The following is a 26,478-nucleotide window of genomic DNA, read 5'->3' as shown; positions in this document are numbered from 1 at the left end:
GTCGGCGGCCTGCCGCCGGCAACAGGTCACTTTACCCCTGAAACGGACGTGACAAGCAATGGCTCTTGATCCATAACGCACCTTGTCTGACAACCGGAGGAAAATTCCTTGAAACTGATGCGCGTTGGTGAGCCGGGCCAGGAGAAGCCGGCAGTGGTCGATAGCAACGGTAAGGTCCGCGACCTTTCCGGCCATGTGGCTGATATTGCTGGTTCCGCGATCTCACCGGAAGGCCTCGCCAAGATTGCGGCGATTGATCTGGAAAGTCTGCCCGAGCTTCAGCCGGCCCGCATCGGGGCTTGCGTCGCCGGAACCGGCAAGTTCATCTGCATTGGTCTCAACTATTCCGACCACGCCGCCGAAACCGGCGCCACTGTTCCGCCGGAACCGGTCATCTTCATGAAGGCGACCTCTGCAATCTGCGGACCGAACGACGACGTCCTCATTCCGCGCGGCTCGGAAAAGACCGATTGGGAAGTCGAGCTCGGCGTCGTGATCGGCAAGACCGCCAAATACGTCTCGGAAGCCGATGCCATGGATTACGTCGCCGGCTATTGCGTCAGCCATGACGTCTCCGAGCGTGCATTTCAGACGGAGCGTTCCGGTCAGTGGACAAAAGGCAAGTCCTGCGACACTTTCGGCCCCGTCGGGCCCTGGCTCGTCACCAAGGACGAGATCGCAAATCCGCAGAATCTCGGCATGTGGCTGAAGGTCAACGGCGAAACTATGCAGAACGGTTCCTCGAAAACCATGGTCTACGGCGTCGGTTATCTGGTTTCCTACCTCAGCCAGTTCATGTCGCTACATCCGGGCGACATCATTTCCACGGGAACCCCTCCGGGTGTCGGTCTCGGCATGAAGCCGCCGCGCTTCCTGAAGGCCGGTGATGTTGTCGAGCTTGGCATCGAAGGCCTCGGCAGCCAGCGTCAGACCTTTGTCGCTGACGTATAAGTGATCAAAGGACTCACGTCGCCGGCGATGTGAGTCCTTCACCACCCGGATATCACGGAACCTTAAGGCTTACACGCCATTCTAGAGAGCGCAGATGATCTGTGCTCGCCCGTCCCGCCTTCAGGCAAATATCCAGCCGGTTTTCCCCCACATGTTGCGTCGCAATAAAAAAGTGCTAGCCTGTCCCCCCGTAAATTGCGAACCGATTGGTTCGATGCCGCTGCCGAATGCTCTGTCGGAAATCAAGAAAGGTGGCACCTCGATGTTCTATCAGCTTTATGAGATGAACCATGCCGTCATGGCGCCTTTCCGGGCCGCCGCGGATGCCATGCGTTTTTTCTACGCCAATCCCCTCAATCCCTTCTCGCAGACCGCAATGGCACGCACTGCCGCGGCAGGCCTTGAAGTCTTCGAGCGGGTGACCCGTCGTTACGGCAAGCCTGTTTTCGGACACTCGGAAACCACGATCGATGGAAAAACGGTTGCGGTGACCGAGGAGATCGTCTGGGCAAAGCCTTTTTGCAATCTTCTGCATTTCAAACGCCATGTACCGCCGGGCAGGGGTCAGGACCAGAAGATCCTGGTGGTAGCCCCGATGTCCGGCCACTATGCGACGCTCCTGCGGGGCACGGTCGAAGCGCTTCTCCCGCATGCCGACGTCTACATCACCGACTGGATCGACGCCCGCATGGTGCCTTTGGCAGAAGGCCGGTTCGATCTCGACGACTACATCGACTACCTCATCGAAATGCTGCACGTGATCGGTCCCGGTACCCATGTGATCGGGGTGTGTCAGCCCTCCGTGCCGGTCCTTGCGGCAGTGGCCGTCATGGAATCCCAGCAGGACTCGATGGTCCCTGCGTCGATGACGCTGATGGGCGGACCTATCGACACGCGCATCAACCCGACCGCGGTCAACGATCTTGCCCAGCAGAAGCCGCTCGAATGGTTCCGCGAAAACGTCATCATGAATGTGCCATGGCCGCAGCCGGGTTTCATGCGTCGCGTCTATCCAGGCTTCCTGCAGCTTTCCGGCTTCATGTCGATGAACCTTGACCGGCACCTCATCGCCCACAAGGAATTTTATGAACACCTCGTCAAGAACGACGGCGAGTCGGCTGAAAAGCATCGCGATTTCTACGACGAATATCTGGCCGTTATGGACCTGACCGAGGAGTTCTATCTTCAGACGGTCGATACGGTCTTCATCAAGCATTCCCTGCCGAAGGGCGAGATGATGCATCGCCATATCCCCGTCGATACCTCGGCCATCCGCAATGTGGCCCTGCTCACGATCGAGGGAGAAAACGACGACATCTCCGGTCTTGGTCAGACGCAGGCGGCGCAAACCATCTGCCCGAACATTCCGGACGACATGCGCCTGCACTACATGCAGCCGGATGTCGGTCACTACGGCGTGTTCAACGGGTCACGCTTCCGCCGCGAGATCGCTCCGCGGATCGTGGCGTTCACCCAAAAACATGCCCGAACACCATCCAGGACGACGCCGTTCAAGCGGGTCATAAAGGGCGGCAAGGCTGGCTGACACCGCCTCTGTTCCGATTTCCGGCATATATTTCAGCATCTTCTTGAATTTAATGATTCCCCTTCTTGAAGGGGGATCGTGTGCTCACCAAATCGGATTCAGTCGGGCTGGCATGCGGCCACCCGCTGAAAACCTTAGGGTGTGACCTATGAACCAGTCAGCATTGATTCGTCCGGAATGGACGCCGGCCACCATCGCTCTCATGGTGCTCGGTTTTGTGGTCTTCTGGCCGTTGGGCCTCGCCATGCTTGCCTACATCCTCTTCGGCGACAGGCTTCGCGGCTTCAAGCGCGATGCAAACGATCGCGCCGATCGCATGTTCGCCGGTTGCCGCAGGGCGAAGTCTCGTTACAACACGCATTTCTCGACGGGCAATGTCGCGTTCGACGATTGGCGCAAGGCCGAACTCGACCGCCTCGAAGAAGAGCGCCGTAAGCTGGACGAGATGCGCGAGGAATTCGATTCCTATGTCCGCGAGCTTCGCCGCGCCAAGGACCAGGACGAATTCGACCGCTTCATGCGCGAGCGCAAGAACCGGCCCTCCGGCGAGAACCCGGTCGTAGACCTGTAACTCCCGCTTGGATTCACGTGAAACAGAATGGGAGCCGGCGCCAAAAACGCCGGCTTTTTTACGCAAGGGAATCGGTTACAAAGAAAGAATGTTCGCGCTTCTGAAAAAGCCTTCCCGCACAAAATCGAGACCGCTCGAAACGGTGAAGCGCACCCTGGATGTCGGCGACCGGGCGATGCCGCTGACGATCAGGGAAAACCGCCGGGCCACCCGCATTACGCTCCGTATCGAGCCGGGCGGACGGGCGCTTAATCTCACGGTGCCGCTGGGGCTTCGCAGACGCGAGATCGAGGATTTTCTTGATCGCCATCAGGGATGGCTGCTGACGCGGCTTGCGAAATTTTCCACCGAAAATCCGGTTCGTCCAGATGGCTATCTTCCCGTCCGTGGCATCCCGCATCGCATCGAACACACCGGCTCGCTCCGAGGAATAACCGAGGCGCTGGTTTTGGATGGCCAGCCGGTATTAAAAGTGAGCGGGCTTGAGGATCACATGGGCCGCCGGCTTTCGGTGTTTCTCAAGAAGGAGGCGCGCAAGGACCTGGAAATTCTTGTTGCTCGCCATGCCGCCGCGATCCGCAAGCCGGTTCAGTCTATCACCATGAAGGATACCCGCAGCCGCTGGGGTTCCTGTTCCTGGGACGGTAACTTGAGTTTTTCCTGGCGTATCGTCATGGCACCACCACTGGTCATCGACTATCTAGCAGCCCATGAAGTGGCACATCTGAAGGAAATGAACCACGGCCCGAAATTCTGGGCGCTCTGCAAGGAGCTCTGCCCGCGCATGGAAGAAGCCCGCAAATGGCTGAAGCAGCATGGGTCGCAGCTGCACGCGATCGATTTTGATTGAGCGAGGAAATGCTTCGTGGTGTCGCCAAGGGAATTCAATGCCTTGGCACAAAACTCCGGAAAATTTCTTCCATTTCATCCCCTCTTTCTTTCCACGCCTACAATTCTGCCGTCCCGCTTCGGCTACACCGGCCTGCATTACCGGCGAGGCGGGACCGGTGCCCTGGCGAGCTGCCGTTGATGCAGGCGGATCGTCGGGGGCTGCGCAGAAAATGGTCCCCCTCTCGCCTGAAAAGGCGGGGCGTGCGTGTGTCGCACACAACCCGGCTTCGGAATCTGCAAGGAAACCAGGTCGCCGCAGAGGGACCGGAGTTGCGCGGAAAAACACACCGAACGGGACACGTCGCGTGTCACCTATAAAACTTAAATCGAGGCACCCGACGTGTCCCGGCCGAAACGAGAGACCGAGGATCGCCGAGGCAGGACTCTGTCCAATGCCCCTGCCTCCAGTTTTTGGCCAAGTTCGCTGCAAATAGGAGGATTTGCCTCGACTCCGGCAAGATTTCATGTCACTCCCGCGCGTCATGAAACCTGATATCAAGATCTGCGGGTTGAAGACCCCCGAGGCAGTCGATCGCGCCGTGGCGCGGGGCGCCACGCATATCGGCTTCATTTTTTTTCCCAAGAGTCCCCGCAACATCGCTCCCGACGTGGCGGGCGAGCTGGCCGACAGGGTCCGCGACCGGGTCAAGATCGTCGCCGTCACGGTTAATGCCGACGACGAGGAACTGGACGACATCGTTTCGCTGCTCCGTCCGGATATCCTGCAGCTGCACGGCAACGAAAGCCCGGAGCGCATACTGCACGTCAAGGCGCTCTACGGTCTGCCGGTCATGAAGGTTTTTTCGATCAGGGAGGCCGGCGATCTCGACCGGATCGATGCTTATATCGGCGTCGCCGACCGTTTCTTGTTCGACGCCAAGGCCCCGCCAGGATCTGAACTTCCGGGCGGTAACGGCGTTTCCTTCGACTGGAGCGTGATGGCGTCGCTTGACGAAGGCGTCGATTACATGCTTTCCGGGGGATTGAACAAGGATAATGTCGCTCTTGCGCTCGCCTCGACGCGGGCAACAGGTATCGATACCTCGTCCGGTGTGGAAAGCGCACCGGGCATCAAGGACCTTGGAATGATCGATGCGTTTTTCGATGCCGTCGCAGAAGCGGGGCGCAAAGGCGCGTGAGGGAGTTAAGAGTGAACCAGACGCCACAACCCAATTCGTTTCGTTCCGGCCCCGACGAGGACGGCCGTTTCGGCATTTTCGGCGGGCGCTTTGTCGCCGAAACGCTGATGCCGCTGATCCTGGACCTGCAAGGCGAATGGGAAAAGGCGAAGACTGATGCCGCCTTCCAGAAGGAACTGGCCGATCTTGGCGCCCACTATATCGGCCGTCCGAGCCCGCTTTATTTCGCCGAGCGCCTGACGGCCTATCTCGGCGGTGCGAAGATCTATTTCAAGCGCGAAGAGCTCAACCACACCGGCTCCCACAAGATCAACAACTGCATCGGCCAGATCCTGCTTGCCAAGCGCATGGGCAAGACGCGGATCATCGCCGAAACCGGCGCCGGCCAGCATGGCGTGGCTTCCGCAACCGTCGCCGCCCGGTTCGGCTTCCCCTGCGTCGTCTACATGGGCGCCACGGACGTGGAGCGCCAGGCGCCGAACGTCTTCCGCATGAAACTTCTAGGCGCCGAGGTCCGTCCGGTGACGGCCGGCAACGGCACGCTGAAGGACGCGATGAACGAGGCGCTGCGCGACTGGGTCACCAATGTCGACGACACCTATTACCTGATCGGTACGGCCGCCGGCCCGCATCCTTATCCGGAAATGGTTCGCGACTTCCAGGCGGTTATCGGCACCGAAGCCCGGGAGCAGATCCTGGAAGCTGAAGGCAGGCTGCCGGATGTCGTCATAGCCGCCGTCGGCGGCGGGTCCAATGCGATCGGCATCTTCCATCCCTTCCTGGACGATCAGGGCGTGAAGATCGTCGGCGTCGAGGCAGGCGGCCGAGGTCTCCAGGGCGAAGAACACTGCGCCTCCATCACCGCCGGCTCGCCGGGTGTTCTGCATGGCAACCGCACCTATCTTCTGCAGGACCATGACGGGCAGATCCTTGAAGGCCATTCGATTTCGGCGGGCCTCGATTATCCGGGCATCGGACCTGAGCATAGCTGGCTGCATTCCATCGGCCGCGTGGAATATGTGCCGATCATGGACCAGGAAGCTCTGGACGCGTTCCAGGTTCTCACCCGGCTTGAAGGCATCATCCCGGCACTGGAGCCGAGCCACGCGCTCGCCGAGGTCATCAAGCGCGCACCGAAGATGGGCAAGGACGAGATCATCCTGATGAACCTCTCTGGGCGCGGCGACAAGGACATCTTCACCGTCGGCAAGATTCTCGGAATGGAACTCTGACATGACAGCTCGTATGGACAACCGTTTCGCGGCTCTGAAAGCCGAGGGCCGTCCTGCTCTGATCACCTATTTCATGGGTGGTGACCCGGATTTCGAAACCTCGCTGAACATCATGAAGGCTTTGCCGGAGGCGGGCGCGGATGTCATCGAGCTCGGCATGCCGTTCTCGGATCCGATGGCCGATGGCCCGGCGATCCAGATGGCCGGTCAGCGGGCGCTCAAAGGCGGCCAGACGCTTTCAAAGACGCTGGAACTGGCGAAAAAATTCCGCGAAGGCGACAACGAGACGCCGATCGTCATGATGGGCTACTACAACCCGATCTATGTCTACGGCGTCGAGAAGTTTCTCGATGACGCGATCTCGGCTGGGATCGATGGCCTGATCGTCGTCGATCTGCCGCCGGAAATGGACGATGAACTGTGCATCCCGGCTCTCGCCAAGGGCATCAACTTCATCCGGCTTGCAACCCCTACCACCGATGACAAGCGTCTGCCGGCGGTCCTCAAGAACACGTCCGGTTTTGTCTACTACGTTTCCATGAACGGCATCACTGGTTCGGCCCTGCCGGACCCGTCGCTGGTCTCCGGCGCCGTCAATCGCATCAAGGGCCACACCAAGCTTCCGGTCTGCGTCGGCTTCGGCGTGAAGACGGCCGATCATGCCAGGGCGATTGGTGCGGCGGCTGACGGCGTTGTGGTCGGTTCGGCAATCGTCGCGCAGATCGCCGGCAGCCTGACCAAGGACGGCGCGGCAGGTCCCGATACGGTCGCATCCGTTTCGACACTGGTCCGTGGCTTGGCGACTGGCGTGCGCGCCGCTCGCCTTGTTGCCGCCGAATAGTTTTCCCACATTAGGCAAGATTCCAACGGGAGTACGTCCAAGTGAACTGGATCACCAACTATGTCCGGCCGCGGATCAATTCCATGCTTGGCCGCCCGAACCGGGACGTGCCGGAAAATCTCTGGATCAAATGCCCGGAAACCGGCGAAATGGTCTTCCACAAGGACCTGGAAGAGAACAAATGGGTCATTCCCGCGTCCGGCTATCACATGAAGATGCCGGCCAAGGCGCGGTTGAAGGATCTGTTCGATGGCGGACATTTCGAATCGCTGCAGCAGCCTAAGGTCGCTCAGGACCCGTTGAAGTTCCGTGATTCGAAACGTTATGCCGATCGTCTGAAGGACAGCCGCGTAAAGACCGAGCAGGAGGATACCATCCTTGCCGGTGTCGGCCAGGTGCAGGGTCTGAAGCTCGTCGCCGTCGTGCACGAGTTCAATTTCATAGGCGGTTCGCTCGGCATGGCAGCCGGCGAGGCGATCGTCAGGGCCTGCGAACGGGCGGTTTCCGAAAAGTGCCCGCTGGTCATCTTCCCGGCGTCCGGCGGCGCCCGCATGCAGGAGGGCATCCTGTCGCTGATGCAGCTTCCGCGCACCACCGTCGCGGTCAATATGCTGAAGGAAGCAGGCCTGCCCTATATCGTCGTGTTGACCAACCCGACCACCGGCGGCGTCACCGCTTCCTACGCGATGTTGGGCGACGTCCACATTGCCGAGCCGGGCGCGGAGATCGGTTTTGCCGGCAAGCGGGTGATCGAGCAGACGCTGCGTGAAAAACTTCCGGAAGGTTTTCAAACCTCTGAATATCTGCTCGAGCATGGCATGGTCGATATGGTCGTAAAGCGTCACGATATCCCGTCTACGCTCGCGAAGATTCTGAAGATGCTGACAAAGCAGCCGGTCCAGCAGGCGATTTCAGCACCTGTTGCGGTCAACGCCTGACCGAATGACGTGGCGAGAGCCGGAGTGGCGGGATGAGCACGATGAACGAACCCGTTGTCAGCGCGGCTGAGCAGGAAATCGAAAGGCTGATGGCCCTTCATCCGAAGGGTTTCGACCTTTCGCTTGACCGGATCACACGGCTTCTCGAGGTTCTCGGCAATCCGCACAGGAAATTGCCGCCGGTCATCCATGTGGCCGGCACCAACGGCAAGGGATCGGCTACGGCCTTCTGTCGTGCGCTGCTGGAGGCGGGGGGATATGCCACGCATGTTCACACCTCGCCGCATCTCGTAAATTGGCACGAGCGTTACCGGATCGGCGTCAAGGGTGGGCGGGGCCGTCTCGTCGATGATGCCATGCTCGCAGATGCGCTGCGCCGCATCGCAGCCGCCAATGATGGCCAGACGATAACGGTATTTGAGATTCTGACGGCGGCCACCTTTCTGCTGTTCTCGGAACAGCCAGCCGATGCTGTCATCCTGGAAGTTGGCCTTGGCGGTCGTTTCGACGCCACCAATGTCATTTCCGATCCGGCAGTTTCCGTCATCATGCCGATCTCGCTGGATCATCAGGCCTATCTCGGCGACCGCGTGGAACTGATTGCGGCGGAAAAGGCCGGGATCATGAAGCGTGGGCGCCCGGTGGTCATAGGACACCAGGAATTTGACGCAGCCCATGACGCGCTGATTTCCACAGCCGAGCGGCTGGGCTGTCCGGTGGCGGTCTACGGCCAGGATTATTCCGCGCATGAGGAATTCGGCCGCCTGATCTATCAGGATGAATTTGGCCTCGCGGATCTTCCGCTGCCGAAACTGCCCGGTCGGCATCAATATGCCAATGCCGCGGCTGCGATCCGGGCTGTCAAGGCCGCAGGCTTCACGGTTACCGAAGCCATGATGGAAAAGGCAATGGCGACGGTCGAGTGGCCGGCGCGGCTGCAGCGGATCACGGAAGGCAAACTTCTGGCCTGTGCGCCGGAAGGCGCGGAAATTTGGCTGGACGGTGGGCACAATCCGGGCGCCGGAGAGGTGATTGCCGAAGCCATGGCTGCCTTTGAGGAGCGCCAGTCCCGGCCGCTTTTCATCATTGCCGGCATGATCAACACCAAGGATCCGGTCGGCTATTTCCGGGCATTTGCAGACATTGCCGAACATGTCTTCACCGTCCGCATCAGAGGCAGCGAGTCCGCTCTCGATCCGGTGGTTCTGGCGCATGCCGCCTTCGACGCAGGGCTGGTCGCCGAACCGGCTGGCTCGACGGAGGAAGCTTTACGGGAAATTACGGAAAGGCAACTGCCGGACAGCCCGCCGCCCCGTATTCTGATCGGCGGATCGCTTTATTTCGCCGGCAATGTGCTGGCCGACAACGGCACTCCGCCAAAATAAGCAACTCAAGATTGGAAGACAGCAAAAAGCCCGGCTGCAGGGGACAGCCGGGCTTTTGCGAGGTCATGCTACACAAAAAGCTTAAGCGGCGCTGGAAATCCAGGCTGAAAGGGCAGTCTTCGGAGCTGCGCCAACCTTGATGTCAGCCACTTCGCCGTCCTTGAACATTGCAAGCGTCGGGATCGAGCGCACGCCGAACTGGGCTGCCAGTTCCGGGTTTTCGTCGATGTTCAGCTTGGCGACCTTGACTTTGCCAGCCAGCTCGGTGGCAATTTCTTCGAGGCTCGGAGCGATCATCTTGCAGGGGCCGCACCATTCAGCCCAAAAGTCTACGACCACCGGCTCGGCCGAATTCAGGACTTCGGACTGGAAATTGCTGTTATCGACTTTCACGGTAGCCATAGGGCTCTCCTTCACGATTCTCTGTTGGTCTAAATGTGAGACGGGCGCTCAAAGTTTTCAATGGCGGTCATCTCACTTTGTTTTGAGTTCTGCAAGCGAGCGTGACAGGAGTTCCGGCGGCAGCGTGACGACGGCGGCTGTTTCGGTATAAACGAGAACGCAGTCGAAGTCTTTTGCCGGATAAAGCGGCTTCAGGATCTCTCGATAAATGGCGAGCTGGGCGCGATGGGCAAATGGCACGCCTTCCGGCGTCTTTGGCGGCACGCGATTCGTCTTGTAGTCGAGAACGATCACCCGATCTTCCGTCACCACAAGCCGGTCTATGCGCCCGGAAATGGCATAGTCCTTTCCCTCCAGAGCAAGCGTCCCCATGATGGAGACCTCCGCCTGGCTCTTTTCGGAAAAGACCGGCCGGAGTTCGACATGCGAAAGCACCGACATGACGCAGGCGACGAGGGTTTCCCGCTCCGCCGGCGGCCAGAAGCGGGCAGCCCGGTCCACGTAGCGCCAGGCCGCGGCCTCCTGCTCGGCTTCAGCAAACTCCGTCAGCATCTGCAGCATGCGGTGTACGAGTCGGCCCTTCTGCAACGCCAGACCCGCACTTTTTCCTTCGCCGAAGAGCGGTGACGTGAGAATCAGATCGTCGGCATCGCCATCGATCATGGTGCCGGCACCCGATGGGCTCAACGGGCGCGGTAAAAGCTTCTGCGGCGGCAGCGCCCGAGAGAGCGCCGCGGGAAGGGGCTGTTTCTCTGCCGATACCGGGACCTTGGCTTGCGCTTTCTCCGCTTTGGCGGTGGCTCGTGGCAACCGCCATTGAAAGCCGCCCCATTCGCCGTCCGCGCCAGAGAACTGTACCGGTTTGCAGTGATCTTCGTGGGCCGAGAGCGCCCTGGAAATCATGGTTTGCCATGTGTCCGGATTGTCGATCTTGCCGCGATAACCGCAAACGGTCAGCCGGTCGGCCGCGCGGGTCATGCCGACATACAGAAGCCGGCGGTACTCTTCCTCGGTCGACCGTCTTATCCGCTCGTCATCGGCCATCGTGAGAGCATTGGCGAGAGTCTTGCTCGGCACCCAGGCGGGCACTTCCTCGTCGGCAATCCGCAGCAGCCTGAACTTCGGCACATGGGAGGAAATGAAAGCTTTCGAACCGCTGTCCACGAGGAAGACGACCGGCGCTTCGAGCCCCTTGGAGGCATGCACGGTCATGATCCTGACCTCGTTTCGTCCGCCGTCCTGCTCGCGTTTTACCTCGGGAGATTCCAGCTCCAGCGTGGAAATGAGAGCCTGCAGCCCGGGCAGGCCGCTGGTTTCGTGGTCGAGGGCGAAGGTGAGAAACTCATCGAGGATGTCGCCGGCTTCGGTGCCGAGCCGGCCAAGGAATTTGCGCCGGCCGCCATATTGGCCGAGAATCCGCGCAAAGAGATCGTGCGGGCTGACTTGCCGTGAAAGAGCCAGGAGATACTGAAGCCGGTCCGCCGCATTGCGGAACCGCAAGGGCTGTTCCTCCGCTAGGCGGTTGAGTTGTGTCCAGGCGCCGGTATTTGCCGGCCGTCGCGCTGCGATCTCGAAGACATCCTCTTCCGAAAGGTTGAAGAGCGGACTTTTCAGAAGAGCGGCGAGCGAAAGATCGTCTTGAGGAAGGAGCAGGAAACGGCCGAGCGCCAACAGGTCCTGCACGGCGATATGGCTGGTCAACCGCAGCCGGTCCGCGCCGGCGACAGGAATGTTGTCGCGCCGCTTCAACGCGCGGGTGAGTGCATTGACGAAGGCGTCGCGCTTGCGGACCAGCACGAGGATATCGCCAGGTTCGATTGGCCGCTCGACGCCCTTTTCAATGACGCTCTCCTGGCCGATCATTTCGCCGATCCGATTGGCGATCCGGCTTGCGAGAATGGCGGATGGGGCCTTGTCGGGCGTCGAGTCGAAAGGCGCCGTCCAGTCTTCCTCCTGCTCGGAAGCTTCCGGTACTACGACGTCCCAGAGGTCGACCGCACCGGGGTGGCCGATCCGGTTGGAGCGGTGCTGCACCGGTTCGCCCAGCGCGCTGAGGCCCCTCGAATTCTCTTCCAGCGAAAACACTTGGTCGACGGCGGCCAGCACGTCCGCGGTGGAGCGGAAGGAAAGCGGAAGCCGCACCGGATGGAAGGGCTGGCCGCTCGCCTTCACCCGCCGTTCGGTTTCGCTGCGTTCCTCGGCAAAGCGTTCCGGTCGAGCCCCCTGGAAAGAATAGATCGACTGCTTCTCGTCCCCGACGGCGAAGATCGTGCGCCGCGCCACCCGTGCACTGGCGCCGGAATAGAAATCTTCGGCAAGCGATTTGATGACCGTCCACTGAATGGGACTGGTGTCCTGCGCCTCGTCCACGAGGATGTGATCGATGCCCTGATCGAGCTTGTAATGCACCCAGGCACCGACGCCGTCGCGGGTGAGGAGGTCGGCAGTGCGAGCAATCAGATCTTCGAAGTCGAGCAGGCTGCGCCGCTTCTTGAGGTCCTCATAGTCTTCGTTGAGCCGCCGGGCGAGCGTCAGTGCCGCCTTGGTTGCTGCGAACATCCGGATGAGCCGCAGCCGGTCACGGCATGCGACGACATGCATGCGGGCGGCATCGATTGCCTGGGCGAGTTCCGGCGCGGCGGTGACCATCGCTTTGGCGACCAGCGAGCTGTCTGCCTTGGGCTTGCCTTCGCGCGTCAGAAAAATCTGATCGAGATGCTGAGCCCGCTTGAAGACGTCGGGCTCTTTCTGGACCATCCGAAGCCCGTAGGCGACCTCGGTTACCTTCTGCCCGCCCTTCTGATCGGCCAAGGCCAGATAGAGGTCGAGCGTCAGGCCCGAAAGGCCGGGAAGCGGCCAATAACCGGCTGCGATGCTCTCTTCGGTATCCGCTGGCTGAAGCCCGAAGGCACGTTTCAATTCAACGCCGACGCCACCATGGCGCTCCGCCCGCGCGACGAAGCGGCGGATTGGGGTTCGGTTCGAAATGATGTCGGAAAGCAGGGTTTCGAGACCGAATTCGTCGCCGAGATCGAGGACATGTGCGAAGGCTCCTGCCAGTTCCGGATCCTCTTCCGCGGACGTGGCGGTCAGCAGGGAGCGGCGGGCTTCCGCCAGCAGCGCGGATGCTGCGCGATCGTCGAGAACGGAGAAGTGGCCGGCAACATTGGCTTCAAGCGGGAATTGGTGGAGCAGCGCCTCGCAAAAGGCATGGATCGTCTGGATCTTCAGGCCGCCCGGCGTTTCCAGCGCCTTGGCGAACAGCCGCCTTGCCTCGGCAAGTTTAAACGAATCCGGCTCCTGACCTTCGATGGCAGCGATTTTTTTTCGCAATTCTTCGTCCGGGAGCACGGTCCACTCGGACAACCGCTGAAAGACGCGGTTTGACATTTCCGATGCCGCAGCCTTGGTGTAGGTGAGGCAGAGGATGGAGGCGGGCCGGCAGCCCGCAAGCAGAAGCCGGACGACACGCTGGGTCAGAACATGGGTCTTGCCGGATCCGGCATTGGCCGATACCCAGGCGGAGCTGACCGGATCGGAAGCCAGCGATTGCTGCACTGTCGTCCAGTCGATCCACTGGAGCGGATCGTCGTCTTCGGGAAGATGATCATTCATCCGTTTCGGCCTCCCCGTCGTCATCCGCGGTGGACCATTCCGCCACGCGAGCGAGGTGATCGTATTCGCCCCCGAAATCGCCTTGCATGAAGGGAATCAGCCGGGATGCGAAGCCGGCTTGACCCGTGCGCAGTGCAATGACGAAACGGGTAAGCTGTTCAAGCGATTCCTGCGCGAGATCCAGCGCCGATTTCGGCTGGCGTCTGGCCGTTGCGTTTGCGTCTTCGTTATTGACTTTTTCCGGCTTGAAACGGTCTCCCGGCCGCAGGCGGACATAGATGAGGTCCCTCGGCTGCAGCGGCCCCGTGTCGCGGAACGCCCCCGCCATCAGGGCAGCCGCCTCGAGCGCCAGCTGCGGATCGAGCAAGGCCCGTGCCTGCGAGACGGAGGGGTTGAGACCGGTCTTGTAGTCGATCAGGTCCGCCTGGCCGGAACCCTTGATGTCGATTCGGTCGGCAATGCCGGTAACGCGAATGCCGGCCTGTTCCAGTTCCCAGCCAGCGGCGGCTTCCGTCAAGGTCCTGCGGATGTCCGGAGCACGTTCGACCTCCCAATCAAGGAACGCGCGGGCGACTTGCCGGAAACGCGGCCGCCAGACCTGATCGATATGCGGCGGCAATTGCGTGGCGTTGAAAAGCTCCTCGGTAATCCGCCTCATGGCCTCCCTTGCAGCCGGCGATCCGGGCTTATGGCCTTCCCGGGTGTAGTGATCGATGATGGCGTGATAGAGCGTGCCGCGTTCCGAGGCGCCGGGATCTTGGTTGAAGGGTGCGAGCGGATCGAGTTGCAGAACGCGTCGGGCGTAGATGGAATAGGGGTCGCGGCGTAGCCGCCCAACTTCGCTGAAGGAATATTTCGTCGGCTGCAACTCGGCCGGTGGTTTTGGAGCAGGGCGCCTGGTTTGCTCCTGCCTTTCGCCAGCATCAATCGCTGCGGCCCAAGTGCGGTACTGCTGGCCGCGTTCCCTCAGGTCATCGGCAAAGGATTTGCCGCCGAGCGCGAGCAGCCTCTGCAGCCACCGCGAGGCCACGGTCGGCGTAGAACCCTGCCGCAACGAACGCGACAGCATGAGGCGGCCGGTTCCGCAGGCCATTTCGAAGTCATGAGCCAGCTGGCCCATACGCCGCTCCGGCGGCTCGAGGCCCATATCCGTCTTCATCGTGCGGGAAAGGAAGGGATTGTTCACCGTCTGACCGGGCCAGGACCCTTCGTTCAGCCCGCCGAGGATCATCGTATCGACGCTCTGCAGGCGCGCTTCCAGCGTGCCGAAGATGAAGACCCGTGGATGGCTGAGAGAGCGCGGCTTTACAGCTTCGCCTGTCGTCAGCGCCATCACGATATCGATCCATTGCGGTCCGTCGGCCTCCATCTGGCCGTCCGTCTCGATGACCTCCGCGAGGAGGCCGGCGAGCCGCTCGCCCGCCTCTCCGGACCAGAGGCCAGCAAGATTTCCCTTTTCGTCGATGCAGATCGCTTCCAGCGCCCGGCCGGTTCGCGCCGCCCAGTCGGAAAGGGGGAGTCTGGCCGTCAGCCCGCGGCCGTCCGGACGCCGCCGAAGCAGCGCACCGGCAAGCGGTTCTACCGCTTGGGATAGCCGCCTGACCAGATCGCGGGCCTGGTCCGTTGCTTCTCGCGTCAACGACAGCCGCCAATGGGGCGGATGCCTGTCGTCCAGCTGATCGGCGAGCTGCTTTTCAAGCAGCGGCTCCAGCGCGGATATATCCATATCGCCGACACCGCCGCGTAGTGCCAGGACTTCCAGCGCTTCGACGGCCGGGCGTAGGTCGCCCGCCGGAAGGCCGAGACGAAGGAGGGGATGCTTCAGAAGTCCGACGATGGCCACGGGATCTCCCGGCCGCAGCGTCGCTTCCAGCAGAAGCTGGGTGATCGTGCCTTGTGGCGTGCCGGAAAGGGGAGAGCCGGCCGAATCGTCTGCGATGACACCAAAGCGCGCGAGTTCCGCGGTCACCCGGCGGGCAAGCATTCGGTCGGGCGTGATCAGTGCCGCCTGGCTGTCGCCGCCGTTTCTGCCGGGCTCCTCGAGCGCCAGGCGCAGTGCAATGGCAATCGCGACGGCTTCTTCCCGTTCGTTGGCGGCCTCGATGAGGGATACTTCGGCAAATGCCTGCCCGAGCTGGTGAGGGTCGGCCGTTTCCCGCCAGTTATTCCAGCGATCGGTTGCCTTTGCGGGGACAAGCGCCTGGGAAATCGCCGTTGCCCTGAATAGCAGTTCATCCGGCGCCTCTCCGAGAAGACGGACATCGTCGCGGGAGACGCCAAGCTTCTGCAGAAGCCGCCATAGGCCGAATTGCGGATGGCTGCGGCTCGCGGGTTCCGACAAGCCGTCGATGGCGTGTTCGCCGATCATCGCCCATTGATCCGCCGGCATGGAAACGTCCAGACCGGGCAGGACGACGGTGCCGTTCGGCAGCTCGGAAATAGCCGCGATCAGATCGGCTGCGGCCGGCACGGAACCGGTCGAGCCCGCCACGATCACAGGCCCTTTGTGGTCGCGTGTTGCGATCCTTTCAGCCTCGCCACGCAGGATCGCCGCCTGATGCCTTGCCGGCGAAGAACGTTTGAGCTCCTCCAGCCGCGCCGGCCAGAAGGCGCTGGCGATCGATAGAAACTCGGCGGTCAGCTGCCACCAGAGCGCATGTTCGCCCGTCCTGAGTTTTTTCAGATCTTCCCAGTCGCGCTCTTCCGTCTCGACCGCGGTGATGAGTTCGGAAAGCGCCCGGGCAAGCCAGATCGCGTCGGCGGGACTTGCGGGCGCGACAAGGGGCGATTCAGAATGGATGTCCAGCACGACTTTCGGAAGCTGGTTCCGCCAGGCAAGGATTAGCCGTCCGAGTTCCAGGAGCCGCGCCGTGCCGCCGATCGGCAGGGCGAGATCCATCTCCTCGGGCGCGACGAGGTCGAAATAGCCGCTGTCGTCGTCCGTTTCCCCAAGGGGACGGATGACCGGCAGGATAGTTGAACGACCGCCGAGAAGATCGACGAATTCCGAGCGCAGCACGCGGGCGGAACGCCTCGTCGGCACGAAGATCGTCACATTGGCGAGCGAAAGCGGATCGGAAGGATCGTAGCGGAACGCCTCGTCGAGGCGTCCTTCACAAAGCGCGCTCGCCAGCGTCTTCAGAAACGGTGCGCCCGGGGGGATCGAAAACACGCGTTTCTGCCGTATAACCACGGCTCAGGCCTCCACGGAGTGACGGGCAATGACCGCTTCGGCGGCAGGCAGGGCTTCCGGCGTGCCGACGGTTATCCATTCTCCGTCCATCATCATGCCGAACAGGCGGCCTTTTTCGATCGCGCGGTCGAAATAGATGTTGAGGTTGAAGGCATCCGCAGGTGCCTCATCGAGGAGGGAGGAATGCATGACGATCGCGCCTGCATAAACGACCGGGTTATCGCCGCCGTCGGCATAGCGGGAAAGGCGGCCGTCGGGGGCGAGTTGAAAATCCTTCTTGCCGTTATGGCCCGTGGTTCGTTCGAGCGGGACGCACAGGAGCGCCAGATCCATGGTGTCCGGATCGAAGAATTCGGCAAGGCGCTGGAGGTTGGTTTTTGCTCCCGGCTTTTCGCCGATCCAGAAAAGATCGGCATTCATGACGTAGAGGAGGCCCGGATCGAGCAGTTTGAGCCCTTTCGCGAGACCTCCGCCGGAATTCATCAATTCAGCACGTTCATCCGAGATCAGAATCTTGAGGCGCGGATAAGCCTCAAGATGGGCCTCCATCATGCCGGCAAAATGGTGGACGTTGACGGCCGCGCGTGTGACGCCGGCATTCGCCAGCGCGTCGAGCGCATAATCGATCATCGGCTTGCCGGAGATCGGCACCAGCGGCTTCGGCATCGTATCGGTGATGGGCCGCAAACGGGTGCCGAGGCCCGCGGCAAGCACCATGGCCTGTTGGATGATGGTCATGCCTGCTGTTTTAGAGCCCTGGCTATGATTCGGGTAGCTCTATTCCGACCTTCTTGCACCATTCCCGCAACGGCGTAAGGGTTTCGTGGCTCAGGGCCGTCGCAAGGTAACCAAGCGTCCGCGGCATATGCTTCATGTAGCCAGGTTTGCCATCCCGCTGCATGAGTCGCACCCAGAGGCCTGCGAGCTTGCAATTGCGCTGCGCGGCCATGATCGCCCAGGCTTTGAGGAAAGCAGGCTCGTCGAAGGAGCCGAGGGAGCGGCGAAGGGTCACGTAGTCGACCATCATCTGGTCGGCCAGCGGTTTTGATATGTCCACCCGCGCATCTTGCACGATCGACGCGAGATCATAGGCTGTCGGACCGATCATCGCATCTTGAAAATCGATAAGGCCGACGCGGTGCACGCCCGACTCGTGTGGGCGCCAGATGATATTGGGTGAATGAAAATCGCGCAGCAGAAGGTTCTTTTCAGCGCGTTCCAACTCTCCTATCAGGCCAGCCCAGATCGCAAGATAGTCCTGCCGTTCTTCTTCTGTCGACGGCGCGCCGCGTTTCCATGGCAGATGCCAATCGATGAGAAGCCGGGCTTCCATCGTCATTGCTGTCGGATCGAAATCCGGGACGTGGTGGACATGGCTTTCGCCGACGGGCAAGTCCTGCCGCATCTCGTGGCTGTGCAGGAAAGCAAGACATACGACGCTTTCACGGTAGCGTTCCGGGATCGGCTGACCGCTCACGTCCAGGACGCCTTCGCCGCCGAGGTTCTCGATCAGCAGGATGCCCTGGTCATAGTCGACATCAAGGACTTGCGGCGCAGCGAGCCCCAGCTCGCGCAGATATTGGGCAATGGCAACGAAAGGATAGGCGTCTTCGGCCAGATGCGCCACCTTGGGATAAGGTTTGTCATCGAGAACGGCCGGACCCTCCGGCGGCTTCGGCCAATCCATCAGGATCGGCGTCTCGCCATTCGAGGCTGTGATTTTCTCATAGGCCCGCATTGAGGCGTCACCGGTCAGGAAACGCCGGCGTGCGTTTTCGTAACCGTGCCGATTCAGGAAATCCCGGATCGCCAGCACCCGATGGATGCGCTTCATTTGGGTTTCCGGTCCGGTAATCGTGACTTGTCGCCCGCGATCCTGATGTTCCAGGCGGAGCCGGATGCGTGCTGAGGGCAACAGATCCTCGGCCATTTCCGGCCATTCAACGAGGCAGATGCCATTGACGAGAGCTTCGTCGAAGCCAAGTTCATCCAGCTCGGAGGCGTCGCCGAGCCGGTAGAGGTCGAAATGCGAGACCGGGATCCTCAGGTCGTAGCTCTGCACGAGCGTGAAGGTGGGGCTCGGGACTTCGAGTTCGTCGTCATCGGCCATCGCCCGCAGGAAAGCGCGGGCCAGCGTGGATTTGCCGGCGCCGAGATCGCCGGAGAGCGCCAGCCAGTCGCCTTGTCTCAGTGCCAGCGCCAGATCTTCCCCCAGCCGAATTGTCTCGGCCTCGCTGGCAAGAGTGAGTGTTAAACCGGTCGCGCCCGTCATTCGGCGGCGACGGAATGCGTCTTGCCTGCGGCACTTGGGACGCGGCAGGTGACGGTCGTTCCCTGGCCGGGCTTGCTGTCGATCGTAACGTCACCGTGGTGCAGGTTGACGAAGCTTTCGACGATCGACAGGCCGAGGCCTGCGCCGCTGCGCTTGCCGCCCTTGGCGCTGGAGGAGAAGCGATTGAAGACGTTCTTCAACATCTCTTCCGGAATGCCGGGGCCTCTGTCTGTCACGGAGAAGAACACGTCGTTGTGGGTGCGCCAGCAATTGAGCGTGATGGCGGACCCTTCCGGCGCAAAGTTGGTGGCATTGGTGAGCAGCTTGATGAGGATCTGCTTCAGCCGCTGCTGGTCCGCGACGATAGTGCCGAGTCCGGCGGGCGCGGTGATCGCAAGCGTCACGCCGTTTTCGTGCAGCCGGTCGGCGATCTGCATCGCCACGTCGTCGAGCAGGTCGTCGATGGCCAGTTCCGAATAATGGAGCTGCATGATGCCGGCATCGACCGTCGCAAGGTCGAGAATGTCGTTGACGATCGTCAGCAGCACCGAGGACGATGTCGAGATGTGGTCGATATATTCCGACTGCCGCTCGTTGAGCGGACCGATCCCCGGCGTCTTCAGAAGATCCGTGAAGCCGATGATGTTGGTGAGCGGCGAGCGAAGCTCGTAGGAAACGTGCTGCACGAAATCGTTCTTGATCTCGTCGGCCTTCCGCAGCGCCTCGTTCTTCTCTTTCAGCGCCCGTTCGGCCCGCGCGCTCGCCGTCATATCCACAAAGGTGAACATGGTCTGCGCATTCGGCAGCGGGGTGACCGCATAGTCGAGGATCAGACCCGAATAGAGTTCGAAGGTTCCCTGAAGCGACGGGCGTTCGTCGTCGAAATTGGTCAGCATCTGCCCAAACCGTCGCCAGCCGTCCGGCTTGTCGTAGGACGGTGCACAGGCAGCCTCGATCGCCTTGATGTGAGTGTTCGGCTGGGCCTCGTCGGCCGTGATGCCCCACAGCGCCCGGAAGGCAGGATTCGAGAGACGGATACGGCCGTCCGGACCGAAGACGGCAACGCCTTCGGAGAGGTGGTCGATGGTTTCGCCCTGTACCTTGACCAGTGTGTTGTAGCGGGTTTCGAGATTCACCTGTTCGGTAAGGTTTTCAAAGACCCAGGTGGCTCCGCCTTGCGGATGCGCCGTAGCGATCACGCGCAGCGTCTGGCCATTTGGCAGGTGCCAGAGATCGGTCTGGGTGTCCGGGGAGCGATAGACGGAAAGCGCCGTTTCCTTCCAGCTCCGCCAGTTGAGTTGCTCCGGCAGCCTGCCTTCGCTGCGCAACTTGTCGAGCAGTTCACTATTGTCCGGCCGCGAGTCCAGGAAGGAAAGGCTCAGGCCCCAGAGCTGGGCAAAAGCCTGGTTGTAGAACTGCAGCCGGCGGTCGCCATCGAAAATCGCAACTGGGGTTGCGAGATGATCGAGGGTTTCCGCATGACTTCTCAGCGTGCGTTTCAGTTCCTCTCGCACCGCTTCCGCTTCGGACACATCGATGGCCATACCTGCCGAGCCGCCCGGCACCGCGACGTCCACGACGTCGAACATGGTGCGGTTGCCATGCGCCACGGTGGAAATGCGGTCGTGGAACGGCGAGGTCGGCGTCGCTATCGCCTTGATCTTTTCGCGGGCGATCGTTCCGAGGAACTCACGTCCTTCTTCGATCGCCTGATCTGGCGTCGACGCTTCAACAGCGTCACCGTAGGCATGGTTGACCCAGCTGAGTTTACCCTGGGCGTCTCGCCGCCATACCGGCTGTTCGATAGCGTCGAGCAGCGAATGAAACAGAGAAATGGAGCCGGCAAGCCGTTCGCGTTCGATTTTCAGTTCCGCAAGCTCGGCCCGCAAGTTGTTCAGCGCGATGAAGCGCACAAAAGCCTTGCCGCCCGAAACACGACCCTGGACCTCGAGAATCTCGTCGCGGTTCGTCTCGACGACCATGTCGAAGGTACGCGCCTCGGTGCGAAGAAATTCGATCGATTTTTCGAGCTCGCCCGCAGAGAGGCTGCGAAGCCAGCGGCCGAACGCCAGGAATTCGCGATCCTCTTGGGGAGCGCCGGTCTCAGCCGGAAGCTGGCCAAGGAACTCGGGCTTCGATGCCCCACCTTCCCAGATGACGATACGTCGGTTCTTGTCGGCGATCAGCGCCTCGTATTTCGAGATGCGTTGTTGTGCATCCGAAAGCGCGCTGCGCATCTCCTGCGTTTCGGCTTCCATATTGCCCCGCTGGCGCACCAGCCAGACTGCGGAAAGAAGCGCTGCGCCGAGCGCGCCGAGGACGACCGAGGAAACCACGACTTCCGTCGAGGAAAAGAGCCGTGCCGCCTCTGTGGTGGACTGCTGCGCGAGAGCAGCAGTCGCAAGACCGGAAAGAGCGGTTCCTGAGAGAACGGCGCTGGCAAAGCGCGCGAGACGGCTGAACCCAACGGCCGCCGCGCCGCCATCCGGAGCCCCGGAGGCAGATTGCGAGGCCGGAGAACCAACTCCGTCGCAAGAGGGATCGGCCTGCTTGAACAGGCTCGTTTTTTTTACCGACATAACCGGTCTGTCTCCGTCCAATTGCCGCTCATCGACAAGACATACCATTTCGTGCCTTGCCCGGAGCCGGACGACCTGAGGTCGAACGGCCAGGACGGCACGAATCATTCATAAAAGGATACTTGTTAAGGGAATCGCCGGGAAGGGATGCGGCTAAAAAAGAGGCCGCAGCCTTTTGTCAAGGCTGCGGCCTCTATATGTTGTGGATTAACCGGCTACCGATTAATAGCGGTAGTGTTCGGCCTTGAACGGGCCTTGCGACGACACGCCGATATAGGCAGCCTGTTCTTCCGAGAGCTCCGTCAGCCTTACGCCGAGCTTGTCGAGGTGCAGGCGCGCGACCTTCTCGTCGAGGTGTTTCGGCAGAATGTAGACCTCGTTCTTGTACACGCCCGGCTTGGTGAAGAGTTCAATCTGGGCCAGCGTCTGGTTGGTGAACGACGCGGACATCACGAAGGACGGGTGACCGGTCGCGTTGCCGAGATTCAGGAGACGGCCTTCCGACAGCAGGATGATGCGGTTGCCCTTCGGGAACTCGATCAGGTCGACCTGCGGCTTGACGTTGGTCCACTTGAGGTTCCGGAGTGCCGCAACCTGGATCTCGTTGTCGAAGTGACCGATATTGCCGACGATCGCCATGTCCTTCATCGCACGCATGTGCTCGATGCGGATGACGTCCTTGTTGCCGGTGGTGCTGATGAAGATGTCTGCGGTCGAAACCACATCCTCGAGTACCACGACTTCGAAGCCGTCCATGGCTGCCTGCAAAGCGCAGATCGGATCGACTTCCGTGACCTTGACGCGGGCGCCGGCGCCGGCGAGCGAAGCGGCCGAACCCTTGCCCACGTCGCCGTAACCGCAAACGACGGCAACCTTGCCGGCCATCATTACGTCGGTACCGCGACGGATGCCGTCAACCAGCGATTCCTTGCAGCCGTATTTGTTGTCGAATTTCGACTTGGTGACGGAATCGTTGACGTTGATTGCCGGGAAGGGCAGCAATCCCTTCTTGGAGAGTTCGTAAAGGCGGTGAACGCCGGTTGTCGTCTCTTCCGTGACACCCTTGATCGCGTCGCGCTGCTTGGTGAACCAGCCCTGCGAAGCCTTCAGACGCTTCTTGATCTGTGCGAAGAGGATTTCTTCTTCTTCCGAACCCGGATTCGACAGCACATCCTCTCCGGCTTCGGCGCGGGCGCCGAGCAGGATATACATCGTGGCGTCGCCGCCATCGTCGAGGATCATGTTCGAGAAGCCGCCATCGGCCCACTGGAAGATCTTGTCGGTGTATTCCCAGTATTCGGTAAGCGACTCGCCCTTTACGGCGAAGACGGGGATGCCGGCTGCCGCGATCGCTGCTGCGGCATGATCCTGCGTCGAGAAGATATTGCAGGATGCCCAGCGGATTTCAGCGCCGAGTTCCTTCAAGGTCTCGATCAACACAGCCGTCTGGATGGTCATGTGCAGCGAGCCGGTGATGCGCGCGCCCTTCAACGGCTTCGATTCGCCGAATTCGGCGCGGCAGGACATCAAGCCTGGCATTTCAGTTTCGGCAATGTCGAGTTCCTTGCGGCCATAGGCGGCAAGGTTGATATCCGCGACGACGTAATCCTTTTCAGTGCTCATGAAGCTCTCCAGGTGTTCGATAACGCTTGCCTCGCGTGCAGGACGCGCGACAGATCGCCTAGACAGGCGAAGGCTGCCAGCGGTTTAGCAGGCTTACGACCACGAGGCAACCGGGATATAAAGAAGTCTTTATATCTTTATATCAGGGTTGAATAAGGAAAAGGCTTCAGGCTTCTTCACCAAACTTGTTCGCAACGAGTTCCCCCAGCGCTTCCAGCGCCTCGAGGGCCTGCTTGCCGGCGGCGGCAACCTCAATGGTGCAGCCAGTGCTTGCGGCGAGCATCATCAGACCCATGATCGATGTGCCGCCGACCGTCGTGCCGTCCTTGGAAACGGTGATCTGCGCATCAAAGCTTTCGACCATCTGCACAAACTTCGCAGAGGCGCGCGCGTGCAGGCCGCGCTTGTTGACGATCAGGAATTCGCGGGAGAGGGGGGACGACATTCGGGTGTTGGTTCTCATTTGCCGCTGAGGACGCGGCTTGCGACATTGATATATTTCCGGCCGGCCTCCGACGCTTCGGCAAGAGCCCTGTCCATGTTGTTGTCGCCGCGCACGCCGGCGAGCTTGATCAGCATGGGCAAATTCATGCCGGCGATGACTTCCGTTTTGCCGCTTTCCATGACGGAAATGGAAAGGTTGGAAGGGGTGCCGCCGAACATGTCGGTAAGGATGATGACGCCATGGCCGTCGTTAGCGCTGCCCACGGCATCGACAATGTCCTGCCGGCGTTGGTCCATGTCGTCTTCGGGGCCGATCGATACGGTTTCGATGAATTTCTGAGGCCCGACGACATGCTCGACCGCATGACGAAATTCCTCAGCCAGCTTGCCATGGGTGACAAGCACAAGTCCGATCATGAAAACTGCCCCCTGCTATGGAAACTTGCGGCCTTATCGCATCGCAATAAAGCCGTCCAGCGGTGGGAAGCCATCTTCTCCATGTAGATTCGAAGTTCAAGTTAAAAAATCAGGCAGCTGGATAATCAAAAGGGCATTTCACCGTGAAGATTGGGGGCAAATGCCGTCAGAATGGCCAGCGGATCGGGCGTTCCCTGCCATATCCTGACCAGCGGAAGCTCACCAAGGCCGGCGATGGAGAAGCGTTCGTTTTCCGGTGGAAGCCGCTCGCTTCCCGGCCGCGAGATGACGGCGACGGTAAGATCGAGTACGGCGGCCGGAATGCTGTCGACCTGCGCAATGCCGCTGCCGCGCAGTTCGATCAGTCCCGCGATCGCGTCAGGGCGGCTGGCGACAAGTCGTTCACCGTGGCCGGAGATGAAAACCTGATCATCGGCCACCAAAGCCGCAAAGGCACCCTGTCTTCGAGCCGCTGCGATGCAGGCGAAGGCGAGCATGGATTTACCGGCGCCGGACGGTCCCGTGAATAAGATCCCCCGCGTCCCCAGAACGACGGCAGTGGCGTGAATGTTGAGCGCTCCGGCGTTCATTGGGTTTCGCCGGCCGGCAGCGAAAGGATGAACCGCGCACCCGACGTGGAGCCGGTTTTCGGGTCGTGCAGGTTTTCCGCCTTCAGCGTACCCCCATGGGCTTCCGCGATCTGGCGGCTGATCGAGAGACCAAGACCGGAATTCTGGCCGAAGCTCTCACCTTCAGGGCGGTCCGTATAAAAGCGCTCGAAAATGCGGTCGATGTCTTCCGCCTGGATGCCCGGACCATTGTCGTCGACGGTGATGGTGACCAGGTCCTTGATGCGCGACAGCCGGATCGAAATGCGTCCCCCTTTTTCCGGTACGAAGGAACGGGCATTTTCGATGAGATTGGTAACGATTTGTCCTAGACGGAGATCGTGGCCGTTCACGAGATAGGCCAATCGGTTGCCGCCCTTGCTGTCCATCGTCAGATCGATCTCCACCGGCTTGCGGCCGGTCCGTATCTGACGCGAAATATCGACCAGATTGCTGAGCAGGTTTTCCATGTTGACCGAGGCGGCATCGGAACGGGCAAGCTCCGCGTCGAGCCGCGAGGCGTCGGAAATGTCGCTGATCAGGCGATCGAGCCGGCGCACATCGTGGAAGATGATTTCCGTCAGCCGCTGCTTCGACTCCTCGGACTTCGCAAGAGGCAGAGTTTCCACTGCGCTTCGCAGCGAAGTAAGTGGATTCTTGAGTTCGTGGCTCACATCCGCTGCAAAGCTCTCGATGGCGTCGATCCGGTCATACAGGGCGTTGGTCATTTCGCGCAGCGCAATCGAAAGATTGCCGATCTCGTCCTGCCGATAGGCGAAATCCGGGATCTCCTCGCGCTGCTTGGCTCCGCGGCGGACGCGGATGGCCGCTGCCGCGAGCCGTCGCAGCGGATTGGCGATGGTCGACGACAGGAGCAGCGACAATAGGATGTTGACCAGCGTCGCGACGCCGAAGACCCGCATGATCGCCAGCCGCTCTGCATGCACGATCTTGTCGATATCGCCTGCCTGGGTCGAGAGCAGAAGGACGCCAAGAACAGCCCGGAAACGCTGGACCGGCACTGCGACGGAGACGATAAGTTCGCCGCGATCGGTGACCCGCACCAGCGCTCCGCGTACACCCGTCAGAGCATTCATCACTTCCGGGTAGATCGAGCCGTCGCCGCCTGGCGCTTCCTTATAAACCGGCAAATTGCCCGGCTGCAGGAGCCGGTTGAAAAGGCTTCCGAACCATTCGCTCCAGGTCTGCGTCTCGTTTTCGACCGGGGGCAGGTCAAACCGCAGAACCTGGCCGCGCGAATAGAGATGGCGGGAGTCGAGCAGCAGATTGGCATCGGCGTCGAAGATACGGGCGCGTGTGCGGGTCGGCGAAATGAGCCGCCGCAGAACCGGGGCCACCCGTTCCGGATCGATCGGAAAATCCAGGTCCTCGTCGTTCGGCACGGGCGTTATGCTCTGGCCGGCCTGGAGTTCGAGAAGCTTTTGCGGATCGATGGTGATCGAATTGGTATCGACGGACGCCGAGGCCGATATCGCACCCGCGATGATCTCGCCCTGGGTCAGAAGGCTTTCCACGCGGGCGTCGATCAGCCCTTCTCGGAACTGGTTGAGGTAGAGAATGCCCGCGACGAGAACCACCGTCGCGGCGATATTGAAGAACAGGATGCGACGAGTGAGGCTGGAAAAGACGGCATGGCCGAACACCCGACGGATGAGCGTGAAAGGCCTCGACCAGAAACGCCGCGGCGCGCGGCGTGTCTCGACCTTCTCCGTTCGGGTCATTTCACTGTCGAATGTCTGATCTGCCACTGCAGTCCTTCCACCGGACCAATTTATCTCTGATCCGGCCGTGGCCTCAAGTTAACCTTCCG

General features: G+C 60.9%; 20 protein-coding genes. 9 read left to right on the top strand and 11 right to left on the bottom strand.

Annotated elements, in window-relative coordinates; all coding sequences use genetic code 11:
- Positions 1 to 108: 108 nt before the first annotated feature.
- From C5L13_RS26590 to C5L13_RS26550, 9 genes are all read left to right on the top strand, one after another.
- Complete coding sequence (locus tag C5L13_RS26590; RefSeq protein WP_105386287.1) at positions 109 to 951, top strand: fumarylacetoacetate hydrolase family protein; 843 nt, start codon at positions 109 to 111, stop codon at positions 949 to 951.
- A 262-nt stretch (positions 952 to 1,213) separates the two neighbouring features.
- Positions 1,214 to 2,497: a polyhydroxyalkanoate depolymerase gene (locus C5L13_RS26585; protein WP_105386321.1), complete on the top strand. Its 1,284-nt coding sequence runs from the start codon at positions 1,214 to 1,216 to the stop codon at positions 2,495 to 2,497.
- 148 nt (positions 2,498 to 2,645) lie between these two features.
- Positions 2,646 to 3,068 (top strand): DUF2852 domain-containing protein, encoded by a 423-nt coding sequence (locus C5L13_RS26580; RefSeq protein ID WP_105372217.1) that lies wholly within the window; start codon positions 2,646 to 2,648, stop codon positions 3,066 to 3,068.
- Between the two features lie 88 nt (positions 3,069 to 3,156).
- Positions 3,157 to 3,918: a M48 family metallopeptidase gene (locus C5L13_RS26575; protein ID WP_105386286.1), complete on the top strand. Its 762-nt coding sequence runs from the start codon at positions 3,157 to 3,159 to the stop codon at positions 3,916 to 3,918.
- A gap of 523 nt (positions 3,919 to 4,441) precedes the next feature.
- Positions 4,442 to 5,098: a phosphoribosylanthranilate isomerase gene (locus C5L13_RS26570; protein WP_105386320.1), complete on the top strand. Its 657-nt coding sequence runs from the start codon at positions 4,442 to 4,444 to the stop codon at positions 5,096 to 5,098.
- Positions 5,099 to 5,109: 11 nt separating this feature from the next.
- Positions 5,110 to 6,330, top strand: a complete 1,221-nt coding sequence (trpB, locus tag C5L13_RS26565; RefSeq protein WP_105386285.1) for a tryptophan synthase subunit beta — start codon at positions 5,110 to 5,112, stop codon at positions 6,328 to 6,330.
- Position 6,331: 1 nt separating this feature from the next.
- The gene (gene trpA / locus C5L13_RS26560; protein ID WP_105386284.1) at positions 6,332 to 7,171 is read left to right on the top strand and encodes a tryptophan synthase subunit alpha; all 840 of its coding nucleotides are present in this window, start codon (positions 6,332 to 6,334) and stop codon (positions 7,169 to 7,171) included.
- 41 nt (positions 7,172 to 7,212) lie between these two features.
- Entirely contained in the window at positions 7,213 to 8,109 is an 897-nt protein-coding gene (gene accD, locus C5L13_RS26555; protein WP_105386283.1) for an acetyl-CoA carboxylase, carboxyltransferase subunit beta, read from the top strand.
- Positions 8,110 to 8,150: 41 nt separating this feature from the next.
- On the top strand, positions 8,151 to 9,494 hold the full coding sequence (locus tag C5L13_RS26550; RefSeq protein WP_407070478.1) for a bifunctional folylpolyglutamate synthase/dihydrofolate synthase: 1,344 nt from the start codon (positions 8,151 to 8,153) through the stop codon (positions 9,492 to 9,494).
- A gap of 81 nt (positions 9,495 to 9,575) precedes the next feature.
- Here the strand turns inward: C5L13_RS26550 and trxA are convergent, their stop codons facing one another.
- From trxA to C5L13_RS26495, 11 genes are all read right to left on the bottom strand, one after another.
- Positions 9,576 to 9,896: a thioredoxin gene (gene trxA, locus C5L13_RS26545; protein WP_105372224.1), complete on the bottom strand. Its 321-nt coding sequence runs from the start codon at positions 9,894 to 9,896 to the stop codon at positions 9,576 to 9,578.
- A gap of 72 nt (positions 9,897 to 9,968) precedes the next feature.
- The gene (addA, locus tag C5L13_RS26540; RefSeq protein WP_105386282.1) at positions 9,969 to 13,511 is read right to left on the bottom strand and encodes a double-strand break repair helicase AddA; all 3,543 of its coding nucleotides are present in this window, start codon (positions 13,509 to 13,511) and stop codon (positions 9,969 to 9,971) included.
- A complete protein-coding gene (gene addB / locus C5L13_RS26535; RefSeq protein WP_105386281.1) occupies positions 13,504 to 16,704 on the bottom strand; it encodes a double-strand break repair protein AddB in 3,201 nt (1,066 codons plus the stop codon). Before addB ends, addA begins: the two co-directional genes overlap by 8 nt.
- Positions 16,705 to 16,707: 3 nt before the next feature.
- On the bottom strand, positions 16,708 to 17,442 hold the full coding sequence (locus tag C5L13_RS26530) for a nucleotidyltransferase family protein (protein ID WP_105386280.1): 735 nt from the start codon (positions 17,440 to 17,442) through the stop codon (positions 16,708 to 16,710).
- Between the two features lie 22 nt (positions 17,443 to 17,464).
- The gene (gene tsaE / locus C5L13_RS26525) at positions 17,465 to 18,976 is read right to left on the bottom strand and encodes a tRNA (adenosine(37)-N6)-threonylcarbamoyltransferase complex ATPase subunit type 1 TsaE (RefSeq protein WP_105386279.1); all 1,512 of its coding nucleotides are present in this window, start codon (positions 18,974 to 18,976) and stop codon (positions 17,465 to 17,467) included.
- Complete coding sequence (locus C5L13_RS26520; RefSeq protein ID WP_105386278.1) at positions 18,973 to 21,555, bottom strand: PAS domain-containing sensor histidine kinase; 2,583 nt, start codon at positions 21,553 to 21,555, stop codon at positions 18,973 to 18,975. The genes tsaE and C5L13_RS26520 overlap by 4 nt, the downstream gene beginning before the upstream one ends.
- Positions 21,556 to 21,777: 222 nt before the next feature.
- Entirely contained in the window at positions 21,778 to 23,178 is a 1,401-nt protein-coding gene (gene ahcY / locus C5L13_RS26515; RefSeq protein ID WP_105386277.1) for an adenosylhomocysteinase, read from the bottom strand.
- A 166-nt stretch (positions 23,179 to 23,344) separates the two neighbouring features.
- Positions 23,345 to 23,623 (bottom strand): HPr family phosphocarrier protein, encoded by a 279-nt coding sequence (locus C5L13_RS26510; RefSeq protein WP_105386276.1) that lies wholly within the window; start codon positions 23,621 to 23,623, stop codon positions 23,345 to 23,347.
- A 14-nt stretch (positions 23,624 to 23,637) separates the two neighbouring features.
- Positions 23,638 to 24,039 carry a PTS sugar transporter subunit IIA gene (locus C5L13_RS26505; RefSeq protein WP_105386275.1) on the bottom strand — a complete coding sequence of 134 codons (402 nt, stop codon included), beginning with the start codon at positions 24,037 to 24,039 and terminating at the stop codon, positions 23,638 to 23,640.
- A gap of 125 nt (positions 24,040 to 24,164) precedes the next feature.
- The gene (locus tag C5L13_RS26500) at positions 24,165 to 24,629 is read right to left on the bottom strand and encodes an HPr kinase/phosphorylase (RefSeq protein WP_105386274.1); all 465 of its coding nucleotides are present in this window, start codon (positions 24,627 to 24,629) and stop codon (positions 24,165 to 24,167) included.
- The gene (locus tag C5L13_RS26495; protein ID WP_245571494.1) at positions 24,626 to 26,389 is read right to left on the bottom strand and encodes a sensor histidine kinase; all 1,764 of its coding nucleotides are present in this window, start codon (positions 26,387 to 26,389) and stop codon (positions 24,626 to 24,628) included. The genes C5L13_RS26500 and C5L13_RS26495 overlap by 4 nt, the downstream gene beginning before the upstream one ends.
- Between the last annotated feature and the right edge of the window lie 89 nt (positions 26,390 to 26,478).

The sequence above is a fragment of the Neorhizobium alkalisoli genome (assembly GCF_002968635.1).
GTDB classification, from domain to species: Bacteria; Pseudomonadota; Alphaproteobacteria; order Rhizobiales; family Rhizobiaceae; genus Neorhizobium; species Neorhizobium alkalisoli.
This window is presented reverse-complemented; position numbering and strand designations above follow the sequence as displayed.

Coding starts and splice junctions, on each gene's coding strand:
- C5L13_RS26585 (WP_105386321.1), top strand. CDS start 1,214: ATGTTCTATCAGCTTTATGAGATGAACCATGCCGTCATGGCGCCTTTC.
- C5L13_RS26580 (WP_105372217.1), top strand. CDS start 2,646: ATGAACCAGTCAGCATTGATTCGTCCGGAATGGACGCCGGCCACCATC.
- C5L13_RS26575 (WP_105386286.1), top strand. CDS start 3,157: ATGTTCGCGCTTCTGAAAAAGCCTTCCCGCACAAAATCGAGACCGCTC.
- C5L13_RS26570 (WP_105386320.1), top strand. CDS start 4,442: ATGAAACCTGATATCAAGATCTGCGGGTTGAAGACCCCCGAGGCAGTC.
- trpA (WP_105386284.1), top strand. CDS start 6,332: ATGACAGCTCGTATGGACAACCGTTTCGCGGCTCTGAAAGCCGAGGGC.
- C5L13_RS26550 (WP_407070478.1), top strand. CDS start 8,151: ATGAACGAACCCGTTGTCAGCGCGGCTGAGCAGGAAATCGAAAGGCTG.
- trxA (WP_105372224.1), bottom strand. CDS start 9,896: ATGGCTACCGTGAAAGTCGATAACAGCAATTTCCAGTCCGAAGTCCTG.
- addA (WP_105386282.1), bottom strand. CDS start 13,511: ATGAATGATCATCTTCCCGAAGACGACGATCCGCTCCAGTGGATCGAC.
- C5L13_RS26530 (WP_105386280.1), bottom strand. CDS start 17,442: ATGACCATCATCCAACAGGCCATGGTGCTTGCCGCGGGCCTCGGCACC.
- tsaE (WP_105386279.1), bottom strand. CDS start 18,976: ATGACGGGCGCGACCGGTTTAACACTCACTCTTGCCAGCGAGGCCGAG.
- C5L13_RS26520 (WP_105386278.1), bottom strand. CDS start 21,555: ATGTCGGTAAAAAAAACGAGCCTGTTCAAGCAGGCCGATCCCTCTTGC.
- ahcY (WP_105386277.1), bottom strand. CDS start 23,178: ATGAGCACTGAAAAGGATTACGTCGTCGCGGATATCAACCTTGCCGCC.
- C5L13_RS26510 (WP_105386276.1), bottom strand. CDS start 23,623: ATGTCGTCCCCCCTCTCCCGCGAATTCCTGATCGTCAACAAGCGCGGC.
- C5L13_RS26505 (WP_105386275.1), bottom strand. CDS start 24,039: ATGATCGGACTTGTGCTTGTCACCCATGGCAAGCTGGCTGAGGAATTT.
- C5L13_RS26500 (WP_105386274.1), bottom strand. CDS start 24,629: ATGAACGCCGGAGCGCTCAACATTCACGCCACTGCCGTCGTTCTGGGG.
- C5L13_RS26495 (WP_245571494.1), bottom strand. CDS start 26,389: ATGACCCGAACGGAGAAGGTCGAGACACGCCGCGCGCCGCGGCGTTTC.